The following is a 21,595-nucleotide window of genomic DNA, read 5'->3' on the forward strand; positions in this document are numbered from 1 at the left end:
TCCTTAGCGGTTGGGCAAAAATAAAGTTAACTTACCGGACGGAATCAGAAATTCCGAGCTGTGAGAAGAGTTGCGCATGCCGGGCTGCCTGAGACTGGTATCGGAGCCTTGCGGCTGCAACGATTTTCTGTAATTCATTCAGGGCTGTGGCAAAGTCTTCATTGATGATAACATATTCGCACTCTGGGGCGTGGGCGATTTCGTTTCCGGCCGCCAGTATCCGCCGTGTAATGACACTGGGAGCGTCTTGCCCGCGCTGCGTCAGCCGGGTTTCGAGCACGTCAATGGAGGGCGGCAGGATAAAAATGCCGGTGACGCCGGGAAAATGCTGGCGCACCTGGCGCGCACCCTGCCAGTCGATCTCAAGCAGAATGTCCTTGCCCTGGGCAATGGCCTTTTCGATCGGCAGGCGCGGTGTCCCATAATAATTGTCGTGCACTTCTGCCCATTCGAGCAGCTGATCCTGCTCGCGCAGTTCAATAAATTTGTCTTTGGAGGTGAAATAATATTCGCGACCTTCCTGCTCGCCCGGCCGCGGATCACGCGTCGTGCAAGAGATGGAAAGCGAGATATTGGGGTCCTGTGCAAGCAGTGCATTGACCAGACTGGATTTGCCCGCGCCGCTGGGGGCGATAATCATGAAGACATTACCGGGAAATTTAAGCATAATGATAACGGTGGCGGCAAAAGAAAATCATAGCAAAAAACGTCGGTGTTTTCGTCAATCCTTCGTCTCTGGCGCGTTTTTGTCCAGGAGCTGACTTTTTTTTCGGTGCCTGGTTTGTTGCTGACCGCACTCTGACCGTACCGGCAGCGCTTGAAACAGCATGAAAAGTCTGCGGCCAGCCGTCATGTGACGATGATTCCAAACCTGATAGCATAGCGGTTCCGTTTCCAAAGGAGTAATAAGAAAATGAATACCCCCTCTCTGAAAGTCGCTGTGGTCACCGGTGCCGGTTCGGGCATCGGACGCGCGGTTGCGCTTGAGTTGCTGGGCACCGGCTACGCGGTCGTGCTGGCGGGTCGACGCGCCGAAGCGCTGGAGAAAACCCGTACGGCGGCCGGAGCAGACGCGACGCGGGCCTTGGTAGTGCCCACCGATGTGACCAGTGAGCAGGAGGTGCGCCGTTTGTTTGACACGGCGCAGCGAGAATACGGACGAATCGACGTGCTCTTTAATAATGCCGGCCGCGGCGGTACCCCCGTACCGGTAGATGAATTTTCGGCACAGGAATGGCGCGACATTGTCGACGTTAATCTGACGGGCATGTTTCTCTGCGCCCAGGCTGCGTTTCGGGCCATGCGCCATCAGGACCCGCAGGGGGGGCGCATCATCAATAACGGCTCAATTTCAGCCCACGCGCCACGGCCGATGAGCATTGCGTATACCGCCACCAAGCATGCGGTCACCGGATTGACCAAATCGCTGTCGCTCGATGGCCGTGCCTACAATATTGCCTGCGGCCAGGTAGATATCGGCAACGCCGGCACCGATATGACGCAACGCATGCAAAAAGGCATCATTCAGGCCAATGGCGAGGTGCAGGTCGAGCCGGTCATGGATGTGGCCCACGTGGCGCAGACCGTACGCGCCATGTGCGAGTTTCCGCTGGAAACCAATGTGCAGTTTGTCACGATCATGGCAACCAAAATGCCTTTTGTCGGACGGGGGTAGGCTTGTCTTTGCCGGTGCCTGGATGTTGCTGGCCGGTGCCGTTTTCAGCTCAGGGCCGCCAGGCCCGACGGTGTGAAACTTAACATAGGGAGCATGATATGACGATTCAGATAATCAATCCCCGGCTGGCTGATGTCGGCGGTATTCCGGTTGCGCGTGCCTTGCCCAACCGGGCACGGCGCACGATCGGCTCCTGGTGTTTCCTGGATCATGCCGGGCCGGCGCGTTTTGAGGCCGGCAATCCCGGCATGCAGGTCGGCGAGCACCCGCATATCAATTTGCAGACTTTTACCTGGATGCTGGAAGGTGAAGTGCTGCACAAGGATAGCCTGGGCAACGAAAAGCTGATCCGCCGCGGACAGGTGAACCTGATGACGGCAGGGCACGGCATCGCGCATACCGAACAGACCCCGCCCGGAATTGATGTGCTGCATGCGGTGCAGCTATGGATTGCGCTGCCCGAACTGGAAACACCCATTGCACCCGCTTTTGACCATTATCCTGAATTGCCACAGTGGATGGAAGACGGAGCCACATTCACACTGCTCACCGGCGAGTTTGCCGACCGCCGTGCGCCCACACGCCAGTACACGCCGTTAGTGGGTGTTGATATTCAGATGCAGGGGCAGACTCAGGTTGATCTGGCGCTGCTCCCGGAGTTCGAATACGGTGTGTTCGTCATTACCGGTGAACCGGCCATCATTGACGGGACACGCGTTGAGCTGAACGACGTTGCCTATTTGGGAACGGGCAATCATACTGTACAGATCAAGTCTACAGCAGATACCCGGCTCATGTTATTGGGTGGCGCACCGATTGATGTTCCCGATTTCCAGATATGGTGGAATTTTGTCGGCTCGCGTAAGGACATCATTCAGGCGCAAAAAGACTGGAACGCCCACGATCCGCGTTTCGGTAAAGTCGATACCGACATGAAGCGCCTGATCCCGCCGGACCTGCCCTGGGCGTAAAGACACAATCGGAAAAACAGACCTGCTGATCTATTCGATATTCTGCGCCTGTTCCCGTAGTTGTTCAATCAACAGCTTCAGATCAATGACCGACTGCGTGATTTCCAGGGAGCTGGATTTAGAACCAAGCGTATTGACTTCCCGGTTCATTTCCTGGAACAGGAAATCCAGTCGTTTACCCAGGCTGAGCGTCTTGGCGGCTGATTTTGATTCTGATTTGCCGGTAGACAGAATGACGCTGAGTTCCTGCAGGTGTGCGGCAAGCCGGGTCAGCTCTTCTGCGACGTCAATGCGTAGCGAAAAAAGGGACGATTCGGCTGCAATCCTGGCTGAAAGTTCTGACCCGCTGATCTGTTCGAATCCACCAGGGCAGGCCACCTTCAGGCTATCGGTCAGTTTTCCTGCCAGCTTTTTGCGATATTCGTCCAGTATTTCAGGCAGCCGCTGCTCAATGACGGCAATGACCTTTTTCATTTCCTCGGCCGCTTCCAGCATGGCGCTCGCCAGTCGCTGTCCTTCCCTGGCACGGGCCAGGATGAGTTCCTGAAGTGCGCTGCGGCTGGCCTGCATGCACTGGTTCAACCACATGGCCGGCGAATCGTCCTCATCGTACTCATTGGGGGCAGGCCAGTGCAGCAGGTCGCTCATGCCTGGGGCTGTCAGATCGGGAATGATTTTTTTGGCCGCCAGATAGCGTTCGTTGATCAGTGTCAGTTGCTCGTCTTCAAATGCGTGCTGCTGCAGGCTGCCCGAGCGGGCGAATGAGACCCGCACTTCAAGTTTGCCGCGCTTCAGGTGGCTGGATAGCAGTTCCCTGATGGCCGTTTCTGCATGACGCAATTCATCGGGTATTCGGAAGGCCAGATCAAGATAGCGGCTGTTGACACCTTTGAGTTCGACGCTGACGCTGCCGAGAAGAAATTCGGAGCGGGCACTGCCAAAAGCCGTCATGCTGTGAATCATATATTGTCCGGTATGATTAAGATTATTGAGCCTGCGCAAATACGGGGCAGCAGACCTTTCGGAAAAGCCAGTCATTGACTGATCAGATTATAAGTGATGCAAATGACCATTTTGTGTGCGCGGCGCACTACAATGTAACGATTAATAATCAATGAGGATATTATGCCCAGCGCAGATCTCAAACTGAACTTTGCCCGACCGTCCGGACGCGAACACGATATGATTCGGCCACTTTCTGTTACGCGCAGTTACACTCGTTATGCAGAAGGCTCTGTCCTGATCGAGGCGGGTAATACCCGTGTGCTGTGCAATGCGTCGGTGCTCGACAGCGTGCCCCCGTTTCTGCGCGGAAAAGGGCAGGGCTGGGTCACCGCCGAATATGGCATGTTGCCCCGTTCTACGCACACGCGTTCCGACCGCGAAGCCGCGCGTGGCAAGCAAAGCGGCCGCACGCAGGAAATCCAGCGACTGATTGGACGCAGTCTGCGTGCAGTCATGGATATGCAAAAGCTGGGCGAGCGCACCATCCAGATCGATTGCGACGTCATCCAGGCCGATGGCGGCACGCGCTGCGCCAGTATTACGGGCGCCTGGATTGCCATGGCTGATGCGGTCAGCTCGCTGCTCGGCAAGGGTCTGCTTACCTCCAACCCGCTGAATGATCGGGTTGCGGCCATTTCAGTCGGCATGTACAAGGGCCACGCCGTGCTGGATCTGGACTACGAAGAAGATTCGGCCTGCGATGCCGATATGAACGTGGTGATGACCGGTTCCGGGCAATTCGTTGAAGTGCAGGGAACAGCCGAAGGGCAGGTATTCAGTCGCCAAGATCTCGATAGCCTGCTGGCGCTGGCCGAATCAGGTATTGCGCGTTTGTTGCGTGAGCAGCAATCGGCCTGGCCTGTGTAATCGACAATACCGGGCGAACACGTCCGGCAATAATTTTTTGGATATAGAGTAGAGATATGGATGTTGTACTGGCTTCGGGAAACAAAGGCAAGTTGCGTGAGTTCAGCGCACTCTTCGCGCCATTGGGTATGCGCCTGATCCCGCAACAAGAGTTGAATGTGTCTGAGGCGCCCGAACCGTTTCATACGTTTGTCGAAAATGCACTGGCCAAGGCACGTCATGCCAGCCGGCATACCGGCCTGCCTGCGCTGGCAGATGATTCGGGCCTGGCAGTCCAGGCGCTGGACGGCGCGCCCGGCGTGCTGTCCGCTCGCTATGCCACTCTGTTTGGCGAAGAAAAATCCGACGCAGCCAACAACCGGCGTTTACTGCTTGAGCTGGAGCAGCATCAGAACCGTCGGGCGGCCTATATTGCGGTACTGGTCTTTGTGCGATCAGAAAACGATCCCTGTCCGATCATTGCACAAGGAACCTGGCCGGGAGAAATTGCCCATGCGCCTGCCGGCGAAAACGGCTTCGGCTATGACCCGTATTTCTATCTGCCTGAACTGGGCAAAACGGCTGCGCAACTTGATCCTCAGGTTAAAAACAGCGTGAGTCACCGGGCCATGGCGCTGCGGCGTCTGCTGGCTGATCTGGAAGCGTCGTGATCGAAACTGCCATTCCCCTGCAGCGTCTGAAGCCGGCTATCGGTTTTACCCAAGGGCTGCCGCCACTGTCGCTGTATATTCACGTGCCCTGGTGCGTGCGCAAATGCCCCTATTGCGATTTCAACTCCCACGAAAGAAAGCAGGAGATCCCCGAAGCACGTTATCTGGCTGCGTTGCGCCGTGATCTGGAGGCGACACTGCCGCTGGTCTGGGGGCGTACAGTCTATACCGTCTTTATTGGCGGCGGCACGCCAAGTCTGCTATCGGGTGAAGCGATTGAGCAGATGCTGGCCATGGTGCGTTCTTATCTTCCATTGACGCCCGACGCCGAAATCACCATGGAAGCCAACCCGGGCACGGCAGAGGCCGATCGCTTTGCGCAGTACGCCGCTGCGGGTGTGAACCGGATTTCCCTTGGTGTGCAAAGTTTTGACGATCAGGCCCTGCAGCAACTGGGACGGATTCATAATGCTGCGCAGGCTGAACAAGCGATTGCGCTGGCCATGAGTGCCGTTGATCAGGTCAATATCGATCTGATGTACGCATTGCCCGGCCAGACCGTCGGGAAAGCCCGTGCCGATGTGCAGCGGGCATTGCAGTTTGGAACGCAGCACCTGTCGTTATACCATTTGACGATGGAGCCCAATACGGTGTTTGCCAAATATCCGCCCAAAGGCCTGCCTGACGAAGACAGTGCTGCCGATATTCAGGACATGCTGCTGCAGGCAACGCAAGAGGCCGGTTTTGAGCATTATGAGATTTCAGCGTATGCACGGCCAGGCTGTCGTGCCCGCCATAATTTGAATTATTGGGAGTTCGGCGACTATATCGGCATCGGTCCGGGCGCCCACAGCAAGCTGTCGTTCCATGACAGGATTATCCGCCGCGCCAATATCAAGCATCCGCAAGGCTGGATGGATCGTACGCTGGATGGCGATGGCTCGGCTCGCCTCATGTCCGAGCAGGTTCTGACGGTAGGCGACCTGCCTTTTGAGTTCATGCTCAACGCCTTGCGTCTGGTCAATGGCGTGCCAGCTACACTCTTTCAGGAGCGTACCAGTCTGTCGCTACTGACGGTAGCACCAACAATCCGCAAGGCGGTTGAACGCGGCTTGCTCAAGTCCGACCCGCTGACGATCTGCCCCACGGAACAGGGACAGGCCTTCCTGAATGATCTGCAGGCCATGTTTCTGCCGTCGGAATGATCATATGGCGGCACGAGGCGAGTTGATATGACTTACTCAGCCACTCGGCCGCCACCGTCGTGCAGCAGCGATGCTGTCTTATTCTGGTGCGCTCCGGCACGCAAGCACAAAAAAGGTGCGCGACTTGCACCAAAAAGCACTAAAATGGTGCGATATGGCGCACTCATGCCTTGCGTCCGGTCATTTATTGTTGGCACGATATTTGCTCTATCAACAGGCATAAGGCCGGCCAGGCCCTGTCATTGGACATTACTCATGGAGATAGTATGACAACCCCTCAAGACGTTCTTAAGCTGATTGGTGATCGTGAAGTGACTTTTGTCGATTTCCGGTTTACCGATACCGTCGGTAAAGAACACCACATGACCATTCCATCCAAACTGCTGGACGAAGATAAATTCGAATCCGGTCAGGCATTCGATGGTTCCTCCATCGCCGGCTGGAAAGGCATTGAGGCTTCCGACATGCTCCTGATCCCCGACGCCAAATCGGCGCGCCTGGATCCGTTCCGTGAAGAGCCCACCCTGATCATGACCTGCGACGTGGTCGAGCCGTCCGATCTGAAAGGCTACGATCGCGATCCGCGCTCTCTGGCCAAACGCGCCGAAGCGTATCTGAAATCCAGTGGCCTGGGCGATACCGCCTATTTTGGGCCGGAACCTGAATTCTTCGTTTTCGATGGTATTACCTGGACAGACGATATGTCCGGCTGCTCATTCAAAATCAAATCCGACGAAGCCCCCTGGTCTTCAGGTACTGAGTCCGAGTCAGGCAACCTGGGACATCGTCCGCGCGTCAAGGGCGGTTATGTGCCTGTGTCGCCTGTTGATTCCTTTGCCGATCTGCGTTCTGAAATGAGCCTGATCCTGGAAGAGCAGGGCGTGCCTGTTGAAATTCACCACCATGAAGTGGCCGGTGCCGGCCAGCTGGAAATTGGCACCCAGTTCTCTACGCTGGTACAACGTGCCGACTGGAACCAGATTCTCAAATATACCGTCCATAATGTGGCGCATATGTATGGCAAAACGGCGACGTTCATGCCCAAGCCCCTGTTTGGCGATAATGGTTCAGGCATGCACGTGCATCAATCCATCTGGAAAGATGGCCAGAACCTGTTTGCCGGCAACGGCTATGCCGGCCTGTCCGAATTCGCGCTGTTCTACATCGGCGGTATTATCAAGCACGCGCGCGCACTGAATGCCATCACCAATCCGGGTACCAATTCCTATAAACGCCTGGTGCCGCATTACGAAGCGCCGGTCAAACTGGCTTACTCCGCCCGTAACCGTTCCGCCTCAATCCGGATTCCTTACGTGGGTAATCCTAAAGGTCGCCGTATCGAAGCCCGTTTTCCCGATCCGCTGGCCAACCCTTACCTGGCTTTCTCTGCATTGATGATGGCCGGTCTGGATGGCGTGCAGAACAAGATTCATCCTGGCGATCCTGCAGACAAAAACCTGTACGATCTGCCGCCGGAAGAAGACAAGAAAATCCCGACCGTTGCTGCTTCGCTCGAAGAGGCGCTTGCTGCGCTGGATGCAGACCGCGAGTTTCTGACACGTGGTGGGGTGTTCAGCAATGACATGCTGGATGCCTATGTCGAACTGAAAATGCAGGAAGTGACCCGTCTTCGCATGACGCCGCACCCCGTTGAGTACGATCTGTACTACTCAATATAAGCAACGTGCCGGGCCGCTGCGGTTCAACCCAACCCTTCGGCCCGCGACTGATTGGTATGCGGCAGGCAACGTGCCTGCCGACTCAAGGCTGAATCCGGCAGCATTGCCGCTTCGGTCCGGAATGATGACGTATCATCAATAACGACGCTGTTCGCGCCGTTGACACTCCAGGACCCACAATGGCAGCGAAACTCACAGACGCATACGATCTTCTTGCCACTTCGGTATTGCTGGCCGATGACGACGGACGTCTTTTGCATATCAATAGCGCAGCGCAGGACTTGCTGGAACGCTCGCTCAAATCCCTGGACGGCACCTTGGCGGTCGATTTGTTTACCGATCCGCAGGCGTTTAACAAGGCACTGCACTATGTATCGGGTCGAAAACTCTCCAGTGTGCGCCTGACGCTGACCTTGCGCAAGCCGCTGGAGAACATACCGGCCAACGTGACACTGACACGGCTGGAGGCCATGCCATGGCGAATTCTGATTGAAGTGCGCGAATTTGAACAGCACGCACTGGCAGAGCGCAATGAACGGCTATTCCAGGAAATCGAAATCTATAAGGACACTTTTCGCAATCTGGCGCATGAAGTGAAGAACCCATTGGGCGGATTGCGCGGAGCGGCGCAGTTGCTGGAAATGGAATTGCAGGATCCGTCGCTCAGGGAGTATACCCAGGTGATTATTGCCGAGGCAGATCGCCTGCAGGGCCTGGTCGATCGCCTGATTCGGCCCAGTCAATCACAATTGTCATTGTCCATGATCAATATCCACGAAGTCTGTGAGCGTGTGCATGCCCTGATCAAGGCCGAATACCATGATCGCATTACGATCGTAAAGGATTACGATGCATCGGTCCCGGATATGAAAGCGGACATGGCCAAGCTGGTTCAGGCTTATCTGAATCTGGCGCGCAACGCCGCGCAGTCGCTGCTGGGCGATCATTCACCCATTGCGTCGCGTGGTAACAATCCGCGCGATAACGATACCTATACCGATGGCGATGCCGACCGGACCGGTATGCCAAATGATGAGCACCCCGTGCCCGTCGCACCCCGTATTACGCTGCGGACCCGGATCCTGAACAAATTCTATTTGCTGAACAAGGTTCATCGTCTGGTCGTGGTGGTGTCGGTGGTGGATAACGGCGCGGGTGTGCCGCCACCGTTGAAAGACAGAATTTTCCATCCCCTGGTGACCGGTCGCGCGCAGGGCACCGGACTGGGCCTAAGCCTGGCCCAGGAACTGGTGCATCAGCACGGGGGACTTATCGAATTTGATTCCGAACCAGGTCATACCGAGTTCAGAATGTTGTTACCGCTGGAGCAAGCATGAAATCAATCTGGATTGTCGACGATGATCAGGCTATTCGCTGGGTACTGGACAAGGCACTGCAGCGGGCGGGCATGACACCTACCTGTTTTGAACGGGCCAGAGATGTCCTGGACGCGCTGGAACAGGACAGGCCGGATGTCCTGGTCACGGATATCCGCATGCCCGATATTTCCGGGATCGATCTGCTCAAGTCCATTAAGCAGCGGGCCACGGATCTGCCGGTGATTGTGATGACGGCCTATACCGATCTGGATAGCACGGTCACGGCTTTTCATGAAGGCGCCTTCGATTATCTGGTCAAACCTTTTGACGTGAACGAGGCCGTTGCCCTGATTGAACGGGCCTGCGAACATGGTCGGTTGCAGGCGGGCCAGGCGCCGGCCGAGGTAATCGCGCCGCCCGTGGCCACGGCCGACTATGACAAAATGATGACGCAGTCGTCGTCGCGGCAGATGCAGGAAATTTTCCGCGCGATCGGCCGGCTGGCGCCGTCCAAGGTCACGGTGCTGATTACCGGAGAGTCCGGCACAGGCAAGGAATTGATTGCGCGGGCGGTGCATAAACATGGCACCCGAGCCAGCAAACCGTTCGTGGCGCTGAATGCGGCAGCCATTCCCCGCGATTTGCTGGAAGCAGAACTGTTCGGCCATGAGCGCGGGTCTTTTACCGGTGCCAGTGCGCAGCGTCGCGGCCGCTTTGAAGAAGCCAATGGCGGGACCTTGTTTCTGGATGAAATCGGCGATATGCCGCTGGAATTGCAGACGCGCCTGCTGCGGGTCCTGGCCGAAGGCAACTTCTATCGGATTGGCGGCGCCCAGCCGGTCAATGTGGATGTGCGCATTATTGCCGCGACCCATCAGCCGCTGGAAGTCAGGGTAGAGCAGGGAGCCTTTCGCGAAGATCTGTTTCACCGCCTGAATGTGATTCGCCTGCGGGTCCCGCCGTTGCGTGAACGCAAGGAAGACATCGGCCAGCTGGCTTCCCATTTTCTCAAGGTGGCCGCCAACAGTCTGGGCGTGCCTCCCAAGCAACTGAGTACTGAAGCGCTGGCGGTGTTGCAGCAGTTTGATTTTCCGGGCAATGTACGTCAGCTGGAAAATTTCTGCCATTGGCTGACCGTCATGTCGCCCGCGCAACGCATAGACAAGAATGATCTGCCGCCTGAATTGATGGCAAGCCTGAGTTTTTCGTCGGAACCGGGCAGAGGCGGCGAGGCTCCCACCTTGACTTCAGGCAGTCTGACTGGTACTGCCGAGGCGGGGAGTGCCTACCCCTCTCAGCAACCCGTGTACACACCAGCCACGCCTCAGGCCGTGGCCTTTACAGGCGACGATCAACAAAACTGGCTGGACAAGCTGGAACAGGAAGTGCGCCAGCGTTTGCAGGCCAATGAAAGAGACATCATGGATCATCTGACGCGGGAATTTGAGCGTATTGTGCTGACCACAACGCTGGAGAACTGCCGGGGGCGGCGTATTGATGCGGCTGCGCGGCTGGGTATCGGCCGCAATACCGTAACACGCAAGCTCAAGGAATTGGGAATAGAGCATATTTGATCGTGGCACCCATGCAAGATGGGCAAACCGGCGTGAGTTCAGCCTACGCAGCGATGTCCGCCTGAGTTCGGCGTTGCCAGGCGCATAATCGGCCGTCTTTCATTGTGCCGATATGGTCGGCAATGGCTTGCGCTTCTTCCAGGTTATGCGTAACCAGAATGGCGCTGATCCCGCTTTGCTTCAGGATACTGCGAACTTCCACCACCAGCTTTTGACGAATTTCAGTATCCAGATTGGAAAACGCTTCGTCCAGCAACAGCAGCCGGGGAGCGGGTGCCAGCGAACGGATCAGTGCCACCCGTTGCTGTTGTCCGCCTGAAAGCTCGTGCGGATAGCGTTCACGCAGGTCTGACAGACGTACCAGTGCGAGTAACTCATCAACGCGCTGTCTGCGCTGCTCGGGCTTTGCCTTGCGCAGGCCAAAGCCGATATTCTGTTCCACCGTCAGATGCGGAAACAGGGCGTAATCCTGGAACATCATGCCGATACGCCGATGCTCGGGTTCAACCATGCGGTCAGGTTCGGACAGCACCTGGTCTTCCAGCACGATGCGCCCGGCGTAGACCGGTTCAAAGCCGGCAATGGCGCGCAGGACAGTCGTTTTGCCGCAACCGGAAGGCCCGAGCAGGCAGGCGATTTCGCCCGCAGGCACCTGCATGCTGAAGTCATCGACTACCGTCTTGAAATCACGGCCCTGTTTGTAGCCAAGTCGAACATTGTTGATTTGCAGGATCGGCAGGGTAGACATCAGTAATTTGCCTTCAATTGTGTACGGGCCAGCAAGATGACAGGGATCAATCCGGCAAAGACGATAATCAGCGCGGCGATCGCGCCTTCGTCGTAAGTGCCCCTGGCGGCCTCGGCATAAAGCCAGGTGGACAGCGTTTCAAAATTCAGGGGACGCAAAAGCAGCGTAGCCGACAATTCCTTCATGGCATCGACAAAAATAAGCAGCGCAGCCGCGCCAAGCGCCGGTCGCAACAACGGAAAGTGAACTCGTACAAAACTCTGAAAGGCAGAATGGCCAAGACTGCGCGAGGCCTGTTCAAGAGACGGGGGGATGCGGGCCAGCCCCGATTCCACACTGCCGACCGAAATGGCCATGAAGCGTAAGGTGTAGGCGCACACAATACCTGCGGCCGAGCCCATGATAAACAGTTGTGGTGGAATACCGGCCAGTGTGTTCATGACACTTGAAATAATGCGGTCCAGCCAGGAATAGGGAATAAGCAAACCGGTGGCCAGCACTGTTCCCGGGATGGCGTAGCCCAGACTGCTGCAGCGTGCCAGCACACGCGCCGTGCCACTGCGTGCATAACGCGCCGACCAGGCGATGATCAGACCAAAGGTCAGGGTCACAACGGTGGCAGTCAGCGACACCGATAACGTGTTCCAGGTCGCTTTCAACAACTCTGCAGAAATGGCCTGCAGTGAAGACAGGCGTTTGAAGGATTCATTGACCAGAAACCAGAATGGAATAATAAAGCCGGTGACAATCGGAAACCAGCCTAGCACCATGGCAACCAGCGCCGGCAGTCCGCGCAGCTGCACCGGCTGTATCGGATGCATGCGCTGGGTGATTGCATAGCGCTGGCGGCGTCTGGCATAGCGTTCCATGAAAATCAGGAAGGTGACCACGGCCAGCATGACGATGGCGATTTGCGCTGCACCCTGCAGGTTGGAGCGCGTAATCCAGGTGGTATAAATGGAAATCGTCATGGTCTGGATGCCCAGAAACTCCGAGGCGCCGATGTCATTCAGGGTTTCCAGCAGCACCAGACTCAGGCCCACCGCCATGGCAGGCCGGGCCAGGGGAACGACAATACGCCAGAATGCTTCGCGGCGGGAACACCCGAGGGTCCTGGCCGCTTCAAGCAGGCTGGCCGCCTGGGTCATGAACATGACCCGCACACTCAGATACACATAAGGGTAGAGCACCAGTCCCAGCAGCATGATGGCGCCGGGCATGGAACGCAGGTCGGGCAGCCGGAACTGTCGCGGAGAGGTATAGCCTAGCAGATCGCGGATAAGCGTTTGCACCGGGCCAAGCGGATGCAGCACATCCAGATAGGCGAACGCCATAATATAAGTGGGGACCGCCAGTGGCAACAGCAACCCCCAGGTCACCAGCTTGCGGGTCGGAAACAGATAAGCGCTGGTCAGCCAGGCGCTGCCTCCGCCGATCAGGGCCGTCAGAACGCCAACACCCAGCAGCAACAGGGCCGTGTTTGACACCGACACGGGAAGGACATGTTGCAGCAGATTCTGCCAATGGCCGAATTCACCCGAGAATGCCAGCGCTGCCAGCACCAGCACCGGCGCCAGCACACACAGGGCCAGACAGGCAGCGACCCACTGGCTGGGGGGCCAGCGGTGGGTCGATGAGAGAGCAGCTTGAACAGGAACGGTCATACCGGAGAGATGATATCGGAAAAATCCAGCGCAAGCTGCGGGTTAGCGGTTATTGATCGAAACCGACTTTATCAACCAGTTCGCTGGCCTGCTTGCGATATTTGGCGATGTCTGCCAGGGGCAGGGTATCGGCCTTCAGCGCGCCAAAGCTGGCTACGGTTGCATCAGGTTTGATGCCCGCGCGCACGGGGTATTCGTAGTTGGCGCTGGCATACAGGCCCTGCGCTTTTTCCGAAGCCAGGTATTCCAGCAGTTTGACGGCATTGTCCTTATTGGTCGAGTATTTGGCAACGGCTGCTCCGCTCACGTTAACGTGGGTGCCGCCATCCTTGCTGTTGGCAAACGTGGGCAGAATGACCTTGATCGCCTCACCCCATTTGCGCTGGTCAGAGTCGGGTGCCGCGTTCAGCATTTGGCCGACATAGTACGAATTGGCAATACCGATATCGCAGATGCCGCCCAGAATGTCCTTGGCAACGTCACGATCACCGCCGGCCGCCTTGCGTCCCAGGTTGACCTTGACCCCTTCCAGCCATGCCTGCGCTTTTTCTGCACCATCGTGGGCGATGACGGCAGCAAACAGGCTGGTATTGTAGGGATGCTGTCCGGAACGGATGCACACTTTGCCTTTCCATTTCGGATCGGCCAGTTCTTCATAGGTGAATTTATCCAGGTTCAGATCTTTTGCTGCGTAAAGCACCCGTGCGCGGGTAGACAGCGCATACCATTGATGGCCGGGATCCCGCAGGCTGGCAGGAATGGCGCTTTCAAGGGTGTCGGACTGGACCGGCTGGGTCACACCGGCATTGACCAGGTCAATCAGATTACCGTAATCCACCATCATCAGCAGATCGGCCGGCGAGCGCTCGCCTTCGCTCTTGACGCGTTCGATCAGACCGTCCTTGACGAATACCGTATTGGCTTTGATGCCGGTTTCTTTGGTGAAGTTTTCCAGAATGGGCTGGATCAGTTTGGGCTCGCGGGTCGTATAGATATTGACTTCGCCGGCGGCATAGGCCTGGGCTGAAAAGAGAACGCCGGCGCACGCCAGAGCCTGGGTCAGAGCAGAGAACGGTTTCATGACTTCCTTTTTTCCGATGAGAGTGGCAACACGCACGTCATTTCATTGAGAACTGGCCGGATGTATACCGAATGTTGCTTAGAATAAGAATGATTTTCAATATAATACTTCAGGTAAAAGTAAGGAATGAAACATATCAAGCTTTCATAAAATTTTTGTGAAATTTCCGGCTTCGTGCAAAAATTCAGGTGCGCCGGATGTGAAGACGGGCGCAATCTTAGTACAAGCCCCGGACACGCTTATAAATACGCCGTCAGCAGGGAGCAGGCACGGTTCTGTTTTTGCGATGAATGTGTATATACTATTACTATTGTCTATAGCAATCGGTTCATACATTGGAGAATTTCATGACCAAACAAGTGATACAAACAGATAAAGCGCCCAGTGCCATCGGCCCTTATTCCCAGGCAGTGGTCGCGCCGGCAGGCAGCACTGTTTACCTTTCCGGCCAGATCGGGCTGGATCCGGCGACCGGTGATCTGGTTTCAGAACAGGTCGAAGAGCAGGTGCGCCAGGCATTCAGCAACATGAGTGCAGTGATTCATGCTGCCGGCGGCTCGCTGCACAGCATTGTCAAACTGACGCTGTTTCTGACCGATCTGACTCATTTTGGCATTGCCAATAACGTCATGGCCGAGCTGATTCCTGAACCCTTTCCCGCCCGCTCCACGGTAGAGGTCAGTGCCTTGCCCAAGGGGGCGCTGTTTGAAGTCGAGGCGATCATCGTCGTTTAATACCCAGCATTGCCCCCACATGCCCACCGCGTTTGCAAAAAAAGAAAGCCTGGCAGCCATCGACAAAAAATTTGCGTCGCTTGGACTGCTTGAGGACTTCGATTTTGTATTGCATCTGCCGTTACGCTATGAAGACGAAACGGCCGTGCATCGTATCGGCTCGCTTTATCCAGGCCAGATGGCCCAGGTAGAAGGAATCGTGCGCAAGTCCGAGGTGCAGATTCGTGGGCGGCGCCAGCTGGTGGCAACGATCGAAGACGAGTCCGGTCAATTGTCGCTGCGCTGGCTGCATTTTTATCCCAGCCAGATCAAAGCGGTTGAAGAAGGGCGCCTGATCCGGGTTCGTGGCGAGGTGCGCGGCGGGTCCTTCTGGGGATTCGAGATGGTGCATCCCAAAGTCAGTCGCGCCGGCGCGCCGCTTTCAGACCGGCTGACACCGGTCTATCCGGCCACCGAAGGATTGAACCAGCCGCAAATCCGCAAGGCGGTCAATGCCGCGCTTGCCCGTGTGCGACTGGACGATACGCTGCCCGAAGCCATCCAGAAAAAATATCATTTGGCGCCGTTTGCCGATTCGATCCGGCTGCTGCATAATCCCCCCAAGGATGCGGATACCCAGTCGCTGATCGAAAAAACGCATCCGGCATGGGAACGGGTCAAGTTCGACGAACTGCTGGCCCAGCAACTGGCCATGTCGGTTGCACGCGCCACCCGACAAAACAAAAAGGCCTATGCCATGAAAGGCAAGGGCAGCGGCCTGGTGACGCGATTGCTTGCCCAGGTGGGCTTTGCCCTGACCCCGGCCCAGGAAAAAGTCAGCCGCGAGATTCTGACTGACATGAAGCGCAGTTATCCCATGCAGCGCTTGCTGCAGGGCGATGTGGGCAGCGGCAAAACCGTGGTCGCCGCCATTGCGGCAGCGCACGCAATCGATCAGGGTTTTCAGGTGGCGATCATGGCACCCACCGAAATTCTGGCTGAACAGCATTACAGAAAACTCAGTGCCTGGTTTGAACCTCTGGGCATTGCGACGGGCTGGCTGGCCGGCAGTCTGACGCCGAAGAAAAAACAGCAGGCTGCCGCCCTGGTCGCCGACGGCGTCACGCAATTGGTGGTGGGAACGCAGGCGCTGATTCAGCAGCATGTGACCTTTGCCAAACTGGGTCTGATGGTGGTTGACGAGCAGCATCGCTTTGGGGTCGGGCAGCGCCTGAGTCTGGCCCGCAAGGGTGAGCAGGAGACCATTGCCCCGCATCAGTTAAGTATGAGCGCCACCCCCATTCCGCGTACACTGGCCATGACCTTTTTTGCTGATCTGGATGTGTCGGTCATTGACGCCTTGCCTCCTGGACGTACGCCGGTGGTGACCAAACTGTTTGCCGACTCAAGGCGCAGTGAATTGCTGGCACATGTGCATGATGTCATCCTGCAGGGACGACAGGTCTATTGGGTCTGCCCGCTGGTTGAGGAAAGTGAGGCGCTGCAATTGCAGACGGCAACCGACACCTTTGACCGGCTGCAGCAGGAGCTATCCGGCCTGCGGATCGGCCTGTTGCACGGACGTTTGCCGACGCAGGAAAAAACGGCCGTCATGACTGCTTTTCACCGGCACGAGCTGGATCTGCTGGTGGCCACCACCGTGATTGAGGTGGGCGTGGATGTACCCAATGCCTCGCTGATGATTATTGAACATGCAGAGCGCTTTGGACTGGCGCAACTGCACCAGTTGCGGGGCCGCGTCGGTCGTGGTCAGAACGAATCGCTCTGTGTCCTGCTTTATATGGCACCCTTATCCAGTGTGGCTACTGCCAGGCTGAAGGCCATGTACGAGACACAGGACGGGTTTGAAATCGCAAGACGTGATCTGGAGCAGCGCGGGCCGGGCGAGTTTCTTGGCTTGCGGCAATCCGGCATGGCGTTGCTGCGTTTTGCGGATATTGATGAAGATGCCCCTATCGCCGAGCAGGCGCGCGATACGGCGCAGGATCTGCAGTCGGTCTATCCGGAAGCGGCTGCGGCCCATCTGCAGCGATGGGCGCGCCAGCGGGCAGACTTGCTTCGTATGTAAGATTTTTTGTGTTTGTTGAATGTTGATGGTCGTATCAATGCTGTTGCGTTTCCAAAGGACTATCGTGTCCAGGGCCGGTGTTTCAGGCCTGACTGAACTTATTTTTTGCGGAGCCCGGCGTGACGCTTACCGAACTTAAATATATTATTGCAGTAGCCCGCGAGCGGCATTTTGGTCGCGCCGCGGAAGCCTGCTTTGTCAGCCAGCCCACCTTGTCTGTCGCCATCAAGAAACTGGAAGATGAACTGGGTGTGGCGATATTCGAACGCGGCGGCAATGAAGTGGGCGTGACGCCGATCGGCCTGAGAATTGTGACGCAGGCCCAGAAAATTCTGGAAGAAAGCGCGAATCTGAAAGAGATCGCCAGACAGGGCAATGACCCGTTGACCGGGGCCCTGCGGGTCGGCGTGATTCACACGATTGGCCCGTACCTGCTGCCCAAACTGATTCCACTGCAATTGCGCAAGACGCCGCAAATGCCGCTGATCCTTCAGGAAAGCTTTACGGTACGATTGCTGGAGCTACTTCGGCAGGGCGAGATTGATTGCGCCATTGTTGCATTGCCGCTGCCTGAAGCCGGTCTTGAAATTCGCCCCCTTTATGAGGAAGATTTCATCGCGGCCATCCCGCGCAATCATCGCTGGGCGCACGAGACGCAAATCGATCCGCGCATGCTTAAGCAGGAAACCATGCTGCTGCTGGGCGCCGGCCATTGCTTTCGCGATCAGGTCCTGGAAGTATGTCCGGAAATGTCACGTTTTTCCGCCGCTACCGACGGAATACAGCGGTCATTTGAAGGCTCATCGCTGGAAACCATTCGTCATATGGTGGCGGCCGGATTGGGTATTACCTTACTGCCCATGACAGCGCTGCCCGAGAAGCCCCCAGCGCCCGATGACCTTGTGCGTTATGTGCCGCTAGCGCACCCGGTTCCAAACAGGGAAGTGGTGCTGATCTGGCGGCGCAGTTTTCCCAGGCTGCAGGCCATTGAGGCGCTCGCCGACTGCATCTACCAGTGCGATTTGAATGGCGTCAGAATGCTGAACAGTAAACTTAAATCGGCCGCACAGGCTGGTTAAATCACGACAGGAAAGCTGCCTGCGTCGTCTCCCGTGGCCTGATGGCAAGGGAAATCAGGGTTTACCTTGAGCATTCTGCGAAATTTGCGCCAGCGCATTCAAAAAATGCGAGAATAACAGCGCTAATACGTTTTTACGTATTTTTACAATTACCGGAGTATGACAAATGAAATATCTGAAAGCATCTGCAATTTCAATGGCCATTTCTGCCGGCCTGATGCTATCTGGCCAGGCTCTGGCTGCCGACACCATCCAGATTGCGGCGGTGGGACCGGTAACCGGTCCTGTCACGCAATACGGCGACATGGTTCGCGAAGGCATCCGCACGGCGATTGAAGCAGCCAATGCGGCTGGTGGCGTAGACGGCAAGAAACTGGAAATGGTTGAAGTCGATGATGCCTGCGAACCCAAGCAGGGCCCGATTGCCGCCAATAATGTCGTCAACAAGGAAATCGGTTTTGTTGTCGGGCCGGTATGCTCCGGCGCAACGGTTGGCGGAGCCTCGATTTACAATCAGGAAGGCGTCGTCATGATCACGCCGTCTGCCACGGCACCCAACGTCACCGATGGCAAAAACTTTGAGTTCGTATTCCGCACTATTGGACGCGACGATCAGCAAGGCCCGGCAGCGGCCAAATATATTATCGACAGCATCAAACCCAAGAAAGTGGCGATCCTGCATGACAAGCAGTCTTACGGACAAGGCATTGCCGCTTCTGTGCAGGACAATCTGAAAAAAGCCAATGTTGATGTGGCGATGTTCGAGGGGATCAACGCCGGTGAAACCGACTACTCTTCTGTCATCACCAAAATGAAATCAGCCGGTGTCGACTTCGTATACTACGGGGGCTATCATCCTGAAATGGGTCTGTTGATGCGCCAGGCGGCCGAACAGGGCCTGAAAGTGACATTCATGGGTCCCGAAGGCGCCGGTAACCCCGAGATCAATGCGATCGCCGGCGCGGCGGTTGAAGGCATGCTGCTGACGCTGCCCGCCGATTATTCGGCGCTGCCCGAGAACAAGGCCGTGGTCGAAGCATTCAAGGCCAAAAAGCGTGATGCGTCCGGCGCCTTCCAGTTGACCTCTTACGCCGCGACCCAGGCCATCATCGCAGGCATCAAGGCAACCAAGAGCACCGATCCTGAAAAAGTGGCCCAATGGCTGCATGCCAACACTGTTAAATCGGTTATTGGTGACTTGTCCTGGAACAAGCAGGGCGATCTGAACACCTTCAAGTTCGATATCTACACCTGGCACAAGGATGGCAGCAAAACGGCGGTAAAGTAAGAAGGCAACGACCCGCTGCGGCATGGTTTGCCGGTGTTGCCGGACAACAATAAACCTGCCTTGCAGGCGGTGCGACGCCCATTGTGTTATTTATTAATAAAAGAGACTGGACTCCTATGCGGGATTCAGTCTTTTTTTTGTGCCAGCCAACGAAAAAATCACTCCAGTTTGATTTTTCTCAAACAGCACTCGACTTCTTGTCGGCACGTGATAGAAATTTAAAACCGAACTATTTAAGATACGCCGTCAGTTCAAGATGCGTGATCATGCGTTTATCGCTCAGTCAGTAGGAAGAGTTCATTGTTTCGGTTCAAAAGTGCGTTGCGGTACGCGTTACTTTTATGGATGGTGCAGTTCGGTGCAACTGCGCAGGGTGCTTACGTGTCGGATCACGTCAACGTTCAGAGGTCCGCACAGCGGGAGCTTGACCGCATCCGGCACGAGCAGCAACAACGCAGGATTCTTCAGCAACAGTATCAGCCGCTGCAGGCATCTGAACAGCCCACATTCCAGGGCCGGGGACAGTCGTGCCTGGACTATCAACAACTTTTATTGGTCGGCAAGACACGGGTTGACATAGAAGCGCTGTTGCCGCGTGCCGGGGAGTGTCTGAACGCCGACAGACTGAATCAGTTAAGTCGCGATATCACCACGGCTTATCTGAATAAAGGGTATCTTCATCAATCCCTGGCGTTCGAACCCAAAGGACAGATTCTGTACTTGCGTATCACAGAAGGTGTGGTCAGATCGATCAGCGGCGCAGATGCCATTGTCAATCCGCAGATGCTTTTCCCCGGCTTGCAGGGCGATGCCCTGAATATCCACCGGCTCGATCAGGGCCTGGATCATACCAACCGGTTTTTATCCAACAGGGTCACGGTCGATGTGCTGCCGCAAGAGGATGGCAATATTGACCTGCTGTTACGCAACACGTCCGCCGGGCGGGCAAGCGGTTACATCGCACTGGACAATAGCGGCAGCCAGGGAACCGGGCAATGGGTGGCCAGAACGGGCCTGATCATCGACAGCCCGTTTGCTTTATCCGATTCGCTGACCTTCAGTGCCAGCCACTCCTTCAAGAACCGGCATTTTGATCCTTATAGTCGCAGCCTGGCGTTCCAGTACTCGGTCCCTTATGGTTATTGGGACTTCAGTGTATTCGGATCAATCTCCCAATATCGGACGGCGCTGGCCATCAATAACAATCAATATGAACTGGACGGCAGAACCTGGCAGGCAGGGGGCCGTGTCAATTATGTTTTCTCACGCGGGTCCAATCATGTCTCGTCGATTTACGGCCAGCTGGAGCGGATCGCGGCAAGAGGACGTTTTGAAAAATCCGTTATCTATCTGCAAAGTCCGAGTATCGTCAACGCCCAGCTTGGCTGGAGTCATTTGCAGGTGATGCCCTCGGGGGTGCTGATGAGCGATGTGGGGTTTGAACAGGGACTGCCCTGGGTGAGCGGGTATGCCGACGAATACAAAAAAGCCTACCGAAAAGTCAATTTGAACCTGAACGCGCAATTTCATCATCGCAGCGGCCAGACATTGTGGCGACATAATCATGAATTGATAGCCCAGTACAGCCCGGATTTTTTACCGACGATCAAGCAGCTCGAACTGCTGGATCGCTACGCTATTCGCGGACTGGGCCGATATAGTGCTGCTGCGGAAAAAGGTGCCGTGCTGCGCAACAATCTTTATTTGAGCGTCTCTCGCGGTGACTGGGATATCGAACCGTATGTCGGGTTCGATATCGGCGTGATTAAACCGACGCCCGCCACGGATACCGTATGGGGACACTCGTGGTCCGTCGGATTGAAACTAAACCATCGCCAGGGTGCAGAGGCGAGGGTGGAGTTTTCAAAAGGTCGCTTCAAGGAGGACAGGGAATCTTTGAGCGACAGTTCATTGAGTCTGAAACTGATGTATTGGTTTTAGCTGTCTCTCTTCGCACTTTACGTACCTGTTTTATTTAAGGAGGTCAT

The 21,595-nt window shown here is 56.1% G+C and carries 18 protein-coding genes; 13 read left to right on the top strand and 5 right to left on the bottom strand.

What is annotated here, in order from left to right:
- Nucleotides 1-31: 31 nt before the first annotated feature.
- Nucleotides 32-667 (bottom strand): guanylate kinase, encoded by a 636-nt coding sequence (gene gmk / locus W822_RS37130; protein ID WP_024005756.1) that lies wholly within the window; start codon nt 665-667, stop codon nt 32-34.
- A gap of 246 nt (nt 668-913) precedes the next feature.
- Between gmk and W822_RS37135 the strand changes: the two genes are divergently transcribed.
- Together W822_RS37135 and W822_RS37140 are read left to right on the top strand one after the other, a co-directional pair.
- Nucleotides 914-1,675, top strand: coding sequence for an SDR family oxidoreductase (locus tag W822_RS37135; RefSeq protein WP_024005758.1), 762 nt, complete (start codon nt 914-916; stop codon nt 1,673-1,675).
- 98 nt (nt 1,676-1,773) lie between these two features.
- Nucleotides 1,774-2,646: a pirin family protein gene (locus tag W822_RS37140; protein WP_024005759.1), complete on the top strand. Its 873-nt coding sequence runs from the start codon at nt 1,774-1,776 to the stop codon at nt 2,644-2,646.
- 30 nt (nt 2,647-2,676) lie between these two features.
- On the opposite strand, the gene W822_RS37145 is transcribed toward W822_RS37140, so the two are convergent.
- A complete protein-coding gene (locus W822_RS37145; protein ID WP_024005760.1) occupies nt 2,677-3,609 on the bottom strand; it encodes a YicC/YloC family endoribonuclease in 933 nt (310 codons plus the stop codon).
- A gap of 162 nt (nt 3,610-3,771) precedes the next feature.
- Here W822_RS37145 and rph point away from each other — a divergent pair, with 162 nt between their 5' ends.
- The 6 genes from rph (at nt 3,772) to ntrC (ending at nt 10,945) form a co-directional block, all read left to right on the top strand.
- Nucleotides 3,772-4,518 (top strand): ribonuclease PH, encoded by a 747-nt coding sequence (gene rph, locus W822_RS37150; RefSeq protein ID WP_024005761.1) that lies wholly within the window; start codon nt 3,772-3,774, stop codon nt 4,516-4,518.
- A gap of 56 nt (nt 4,519-4,574) precedes the next feature.
- The gene (gene rdgB, locus W822_RS37155; RefSeq protein ID WP_024005762.1) at nt 4,575-5,168 is read left to right on the top strand and encodes an RdgB/HAM1 family non-canonical purine NTP pyrophosphatase; all 594 of its coding nucleotides are present in this window, start codon (nt 4,575-4,577) and stop codon (nt 5,166-5,168) included.
- Nucleotides 5,168-6,373 carry a radical SAM family heme chaperone HemW gene (gene hemW / locus W822_RS37160; RefSeq protein WP_253272317.1) on the top strand — a complete coding sequence of 402 codons (1,206 nt, stop codon included), beginning with the start codon at nt 5,168-5,170 and terminating at the stop codon, nt 6,371-6,373. The genes rdgB and hemW overlap by 1 nt, the downstream gene beginning before the upstream one ends.
- Before the next feature lie 266 nt (nt 6,374-6,639).
- Entirely contained in the window at nt 6,640-8,052 is a 1,413-nt protein-coding gene (gene glnA / locus W822_RS37165) for a type I glutamate--ammonia ligase (RefSeq protein WP_024005764.1), read from the top strand.
- Nucleotides 8,053-8,231: 179 nt separating this feature from the next.
- A complete protein-coding gene (locus W822_RS37170; RefSeq protein ID WP_024005765.1) occupies nt 8,232-9,389 on the top strand; it encodes a two-component system sensor histidine kinase NtrB in 1,158 nt (385 codons plus the stop codon).
- On the top strand, nt 9,386-10,945 hold the full coding sequence (ntrC, locus tag W822_RS37175) for a nitrogen regulation protein NR(I) (RefSeq protein ID WP_024005766.1): 1,560 nt from the start codon (nt 9,386-9,388) through the stop codon (nt 10,943-10,945). Before W822_RS37170 ends, ntrC begins: the two co-directional genes overlap by 4 nt.
- Nucleotides 10,946-10,988: 43 nt before the next feature.
- On the opposite strand, the gene W822_RS37180 is transcribed toward ntrC, so the two are convergent.
- From W822_RS37180 to W822_RS37190, 3 genes are read right to left on the bottom strand one after another with little or no spacing between them, the layout of a single operon-like run.
- Nucleotides 10,989-11,693 carry an ABC transporter ATP-binding protein gene (locus W822_RS37180; protein ID WP_024005767.1) on the bottom strand — a complete coding sequence of 235 codons (705 nt, stop codon included), beginning with the start codon at nt 11,691-11,693 and terminating at the stop codon, nt 10,989-10,991.
- A complete protein-coding gene (locus W822_RS37185; protein WP_051401752.1) occupies nt 11,693-13,357 on the bottom strand; it encodes an ABC transporter permease in 1,665 nt (554 codons plus the stop codon). The genes W822_RS37180 and W822_RS37185 overlap by 1 nt, the downstream gene beginning before the upstream one ends.
- Nucleotides 13,358-13,406: 49 nt before the next feature.
- The gene (locus W822_RS37190) at nt 13,407-14,438 is read right to left on the bottom strand and encodes a Fe(3+) ABC transporter substrate-binding protein (protein WP_024005769.1); all 1,032 of its coding nucleotides are present in this window, start codon (nt 14,436-14,438) and stop codon (nt 13,407-13,409) included.
- Nucleotides 14,439-14,785: 347 nt separating this feature from the next.
- Here W822_RS37190 and W822_RS37195 point away from each other — a divergent pair, with 347 nt between their 5' ends.
- The 5 genes from W822_RS37195 (at nt 14,786) to W822_RS37215 (ending at nt 21,548) form a co-directional block, all read left to right on the top strand.
- Nucleotides 14,786-15,172 carry a Rid family detoxifying hydrolase gene (locus W822_RS37195; RefSeq protein WP_024005771.1) on the top strand — a complete coding sequence of 129 codons (387 nt, stop codon included), beginning with the start codon at nt 14,786-14,788 and terminating at the stop codon, nt 15,170-15,172.
- A 19-nt stretch (nt 15,173-15,191) separates the two neighbouring features.
- Entirely contained in the window at nt 15,192-17,240 is a 2,049-nt protein-coding gene (gene recG / locus W822_RS37200; RefSeq protein WP_024005772.1) for an ATP-dependent DNA helicase RecG, read from the top strand.
- Nucleotides 17,241-17,359: 119 nt separating this feature from the next.
- Nucleotides 17,360-18,319, top strand: a complete 960-nt coding sequence (locus tag W822_RS37205; RefSeq protein ID WP_024005773.1) for a LysR substrate-binding domain-containing protein — start codon at nt 17,360-17,362, stop codon at nt 18,317-18,319.
- A 196-nt stretch (nt 18,320-18,515) separates the two neighbouring features.
- Nucleotides 18,516-19,607 (top strand): high-affinity branched-chain amino acid ABC transporter substrate-binding protein, encoded by a 1,092-nt coding sequence (locus tag W822_RS37210; protein WP_034280592.1) that lies wholly within the window; start codon nt 18,516-18,518, stop codon nt 19,605-19,607.
- Between the two features lie 300 nt (nt 19,608-19,907).
- On the top strand, nt 19,908-21,548 hold the full coding sequence (locus W822_RS37215; RefSeq protein ID WP_024005775.1) for a ShlB/FhaC/HecB family hemolysin secretion/activation protein: 1,641 nt from the start codon (nt 19,908-19,910) through the stop codon (nt 21,546-21,548).
- The last annotated feature ends 47 nt before the right edge of the window (nt 21,549-21,595 follow it).

The sequence above is a fragment of the Advenella kashmirensis W13003 genome (genome assembly GCF_000506985.1).
In the GTDB taxonomy this organism is placed as follows: domain Bacteria; phylum Pseudomonadota; class Gammaproteobacteria; order Burkholderiales; family Burkholderiaceae_B; genus Advenella; species Advenella kashmirensis_A.

Coding starts and splice junctions, on each gene's coding strand:
- recG (WP_024005772.1), top strand. CDS start 15,192: ATGCCCACCGCGTTTGCAAAAAAAGAAAGCCTGGCAGCCATCGACAAA.
- glnA (WP_024005764.1), top strand. CDS start 6,640: ATGACAACCCCTCAAGACGTTCTTAAGCTGATTGGTGATCGTGAAGTG.
- W822_RS37135 (WP_024005758.1), top strand. CDS start 914: ATGAATACCCCCTCTCTGAAAGTCGCTGTGGTCACCGGTGCCGGTTCG.
- ntrC (WP_024005766.1), top strand. CDS start 9,386: ATGAAATCAATCTGGATTGTCGACGATGATCAGGCTATTCGCTGGGTA.
- W822_RS37170 (WP_024005765.1), top strand. CDS start 8,232: ATGGCAGCGAAACTCACAGACGCATACGATCTTCTTGCCACTTCGGTA.
- rph (WP_024005761.1), top strand. CDS start 3,772: ATGCCCAGCGCAGATCTCAAACTGAACTTTGCCCGACCGTCCGGACGC.
- W822_RS37190 (WP_024005769.1), bottom strand. CDS start 14,438: ATGAAACCGTTCTCTGCTCTGACCCAGGCTCTGGCGTGCGCCGGCGTT.
- W822_RS37185 (WP_051401752.1), bottom strand. CDS start 13,357: ATGACCGTTCCTGTTCAAGCTGCTCTCTCATCGACCCACCGCTGGCCC.
- W822_RS37145 (WP_024005760.1), bottom strand. CDS start 3,609: ATGATTCACAGCATGACGGCTTTTGGCAGTGCCCGCTCCGAATTTCTT.
- W822_RS37140 (WP_024005759.1), top strand. CDS start 1,774: ATGACGATTCAGATAATCAATCCCCGGCTGGCTGATGTCGGCGGTATT.
- gmk (WP_024005756.1), bottom strand. CDS start 667: ATGCTTAAATTTCCCGGTAATGTCTTCATGATTATCGCCCCCAGCGGC.
- W822_RS37180 (WP_024005767.1), bottom strand. CDS start 11,693: ATGTCTACCCTGCCGATCCTGCAAATCAACAATGTTCGACTTGGCTAC.
- rdgB (WP_024005762.1), top strand. CDS start 4,575: ATGGATGTTGTACTGGCTTCGGGAAACAAAGGCAAGTTGCGTGAGTTC.
- W822_RS37195 (WP_024005771.1), top strand. CDS start 14,786: ATGACCAAACAAGTGATACAAACAGATAAAGCGCCCAGTGCCATCGGC.
- W822_RS37210 (WP_034280592.1), top strand. CDS start 18,516: ATGGCCATTTCTGCCGGCCTGATGCTATCTGGCCAGGCTCTGGCTGCC.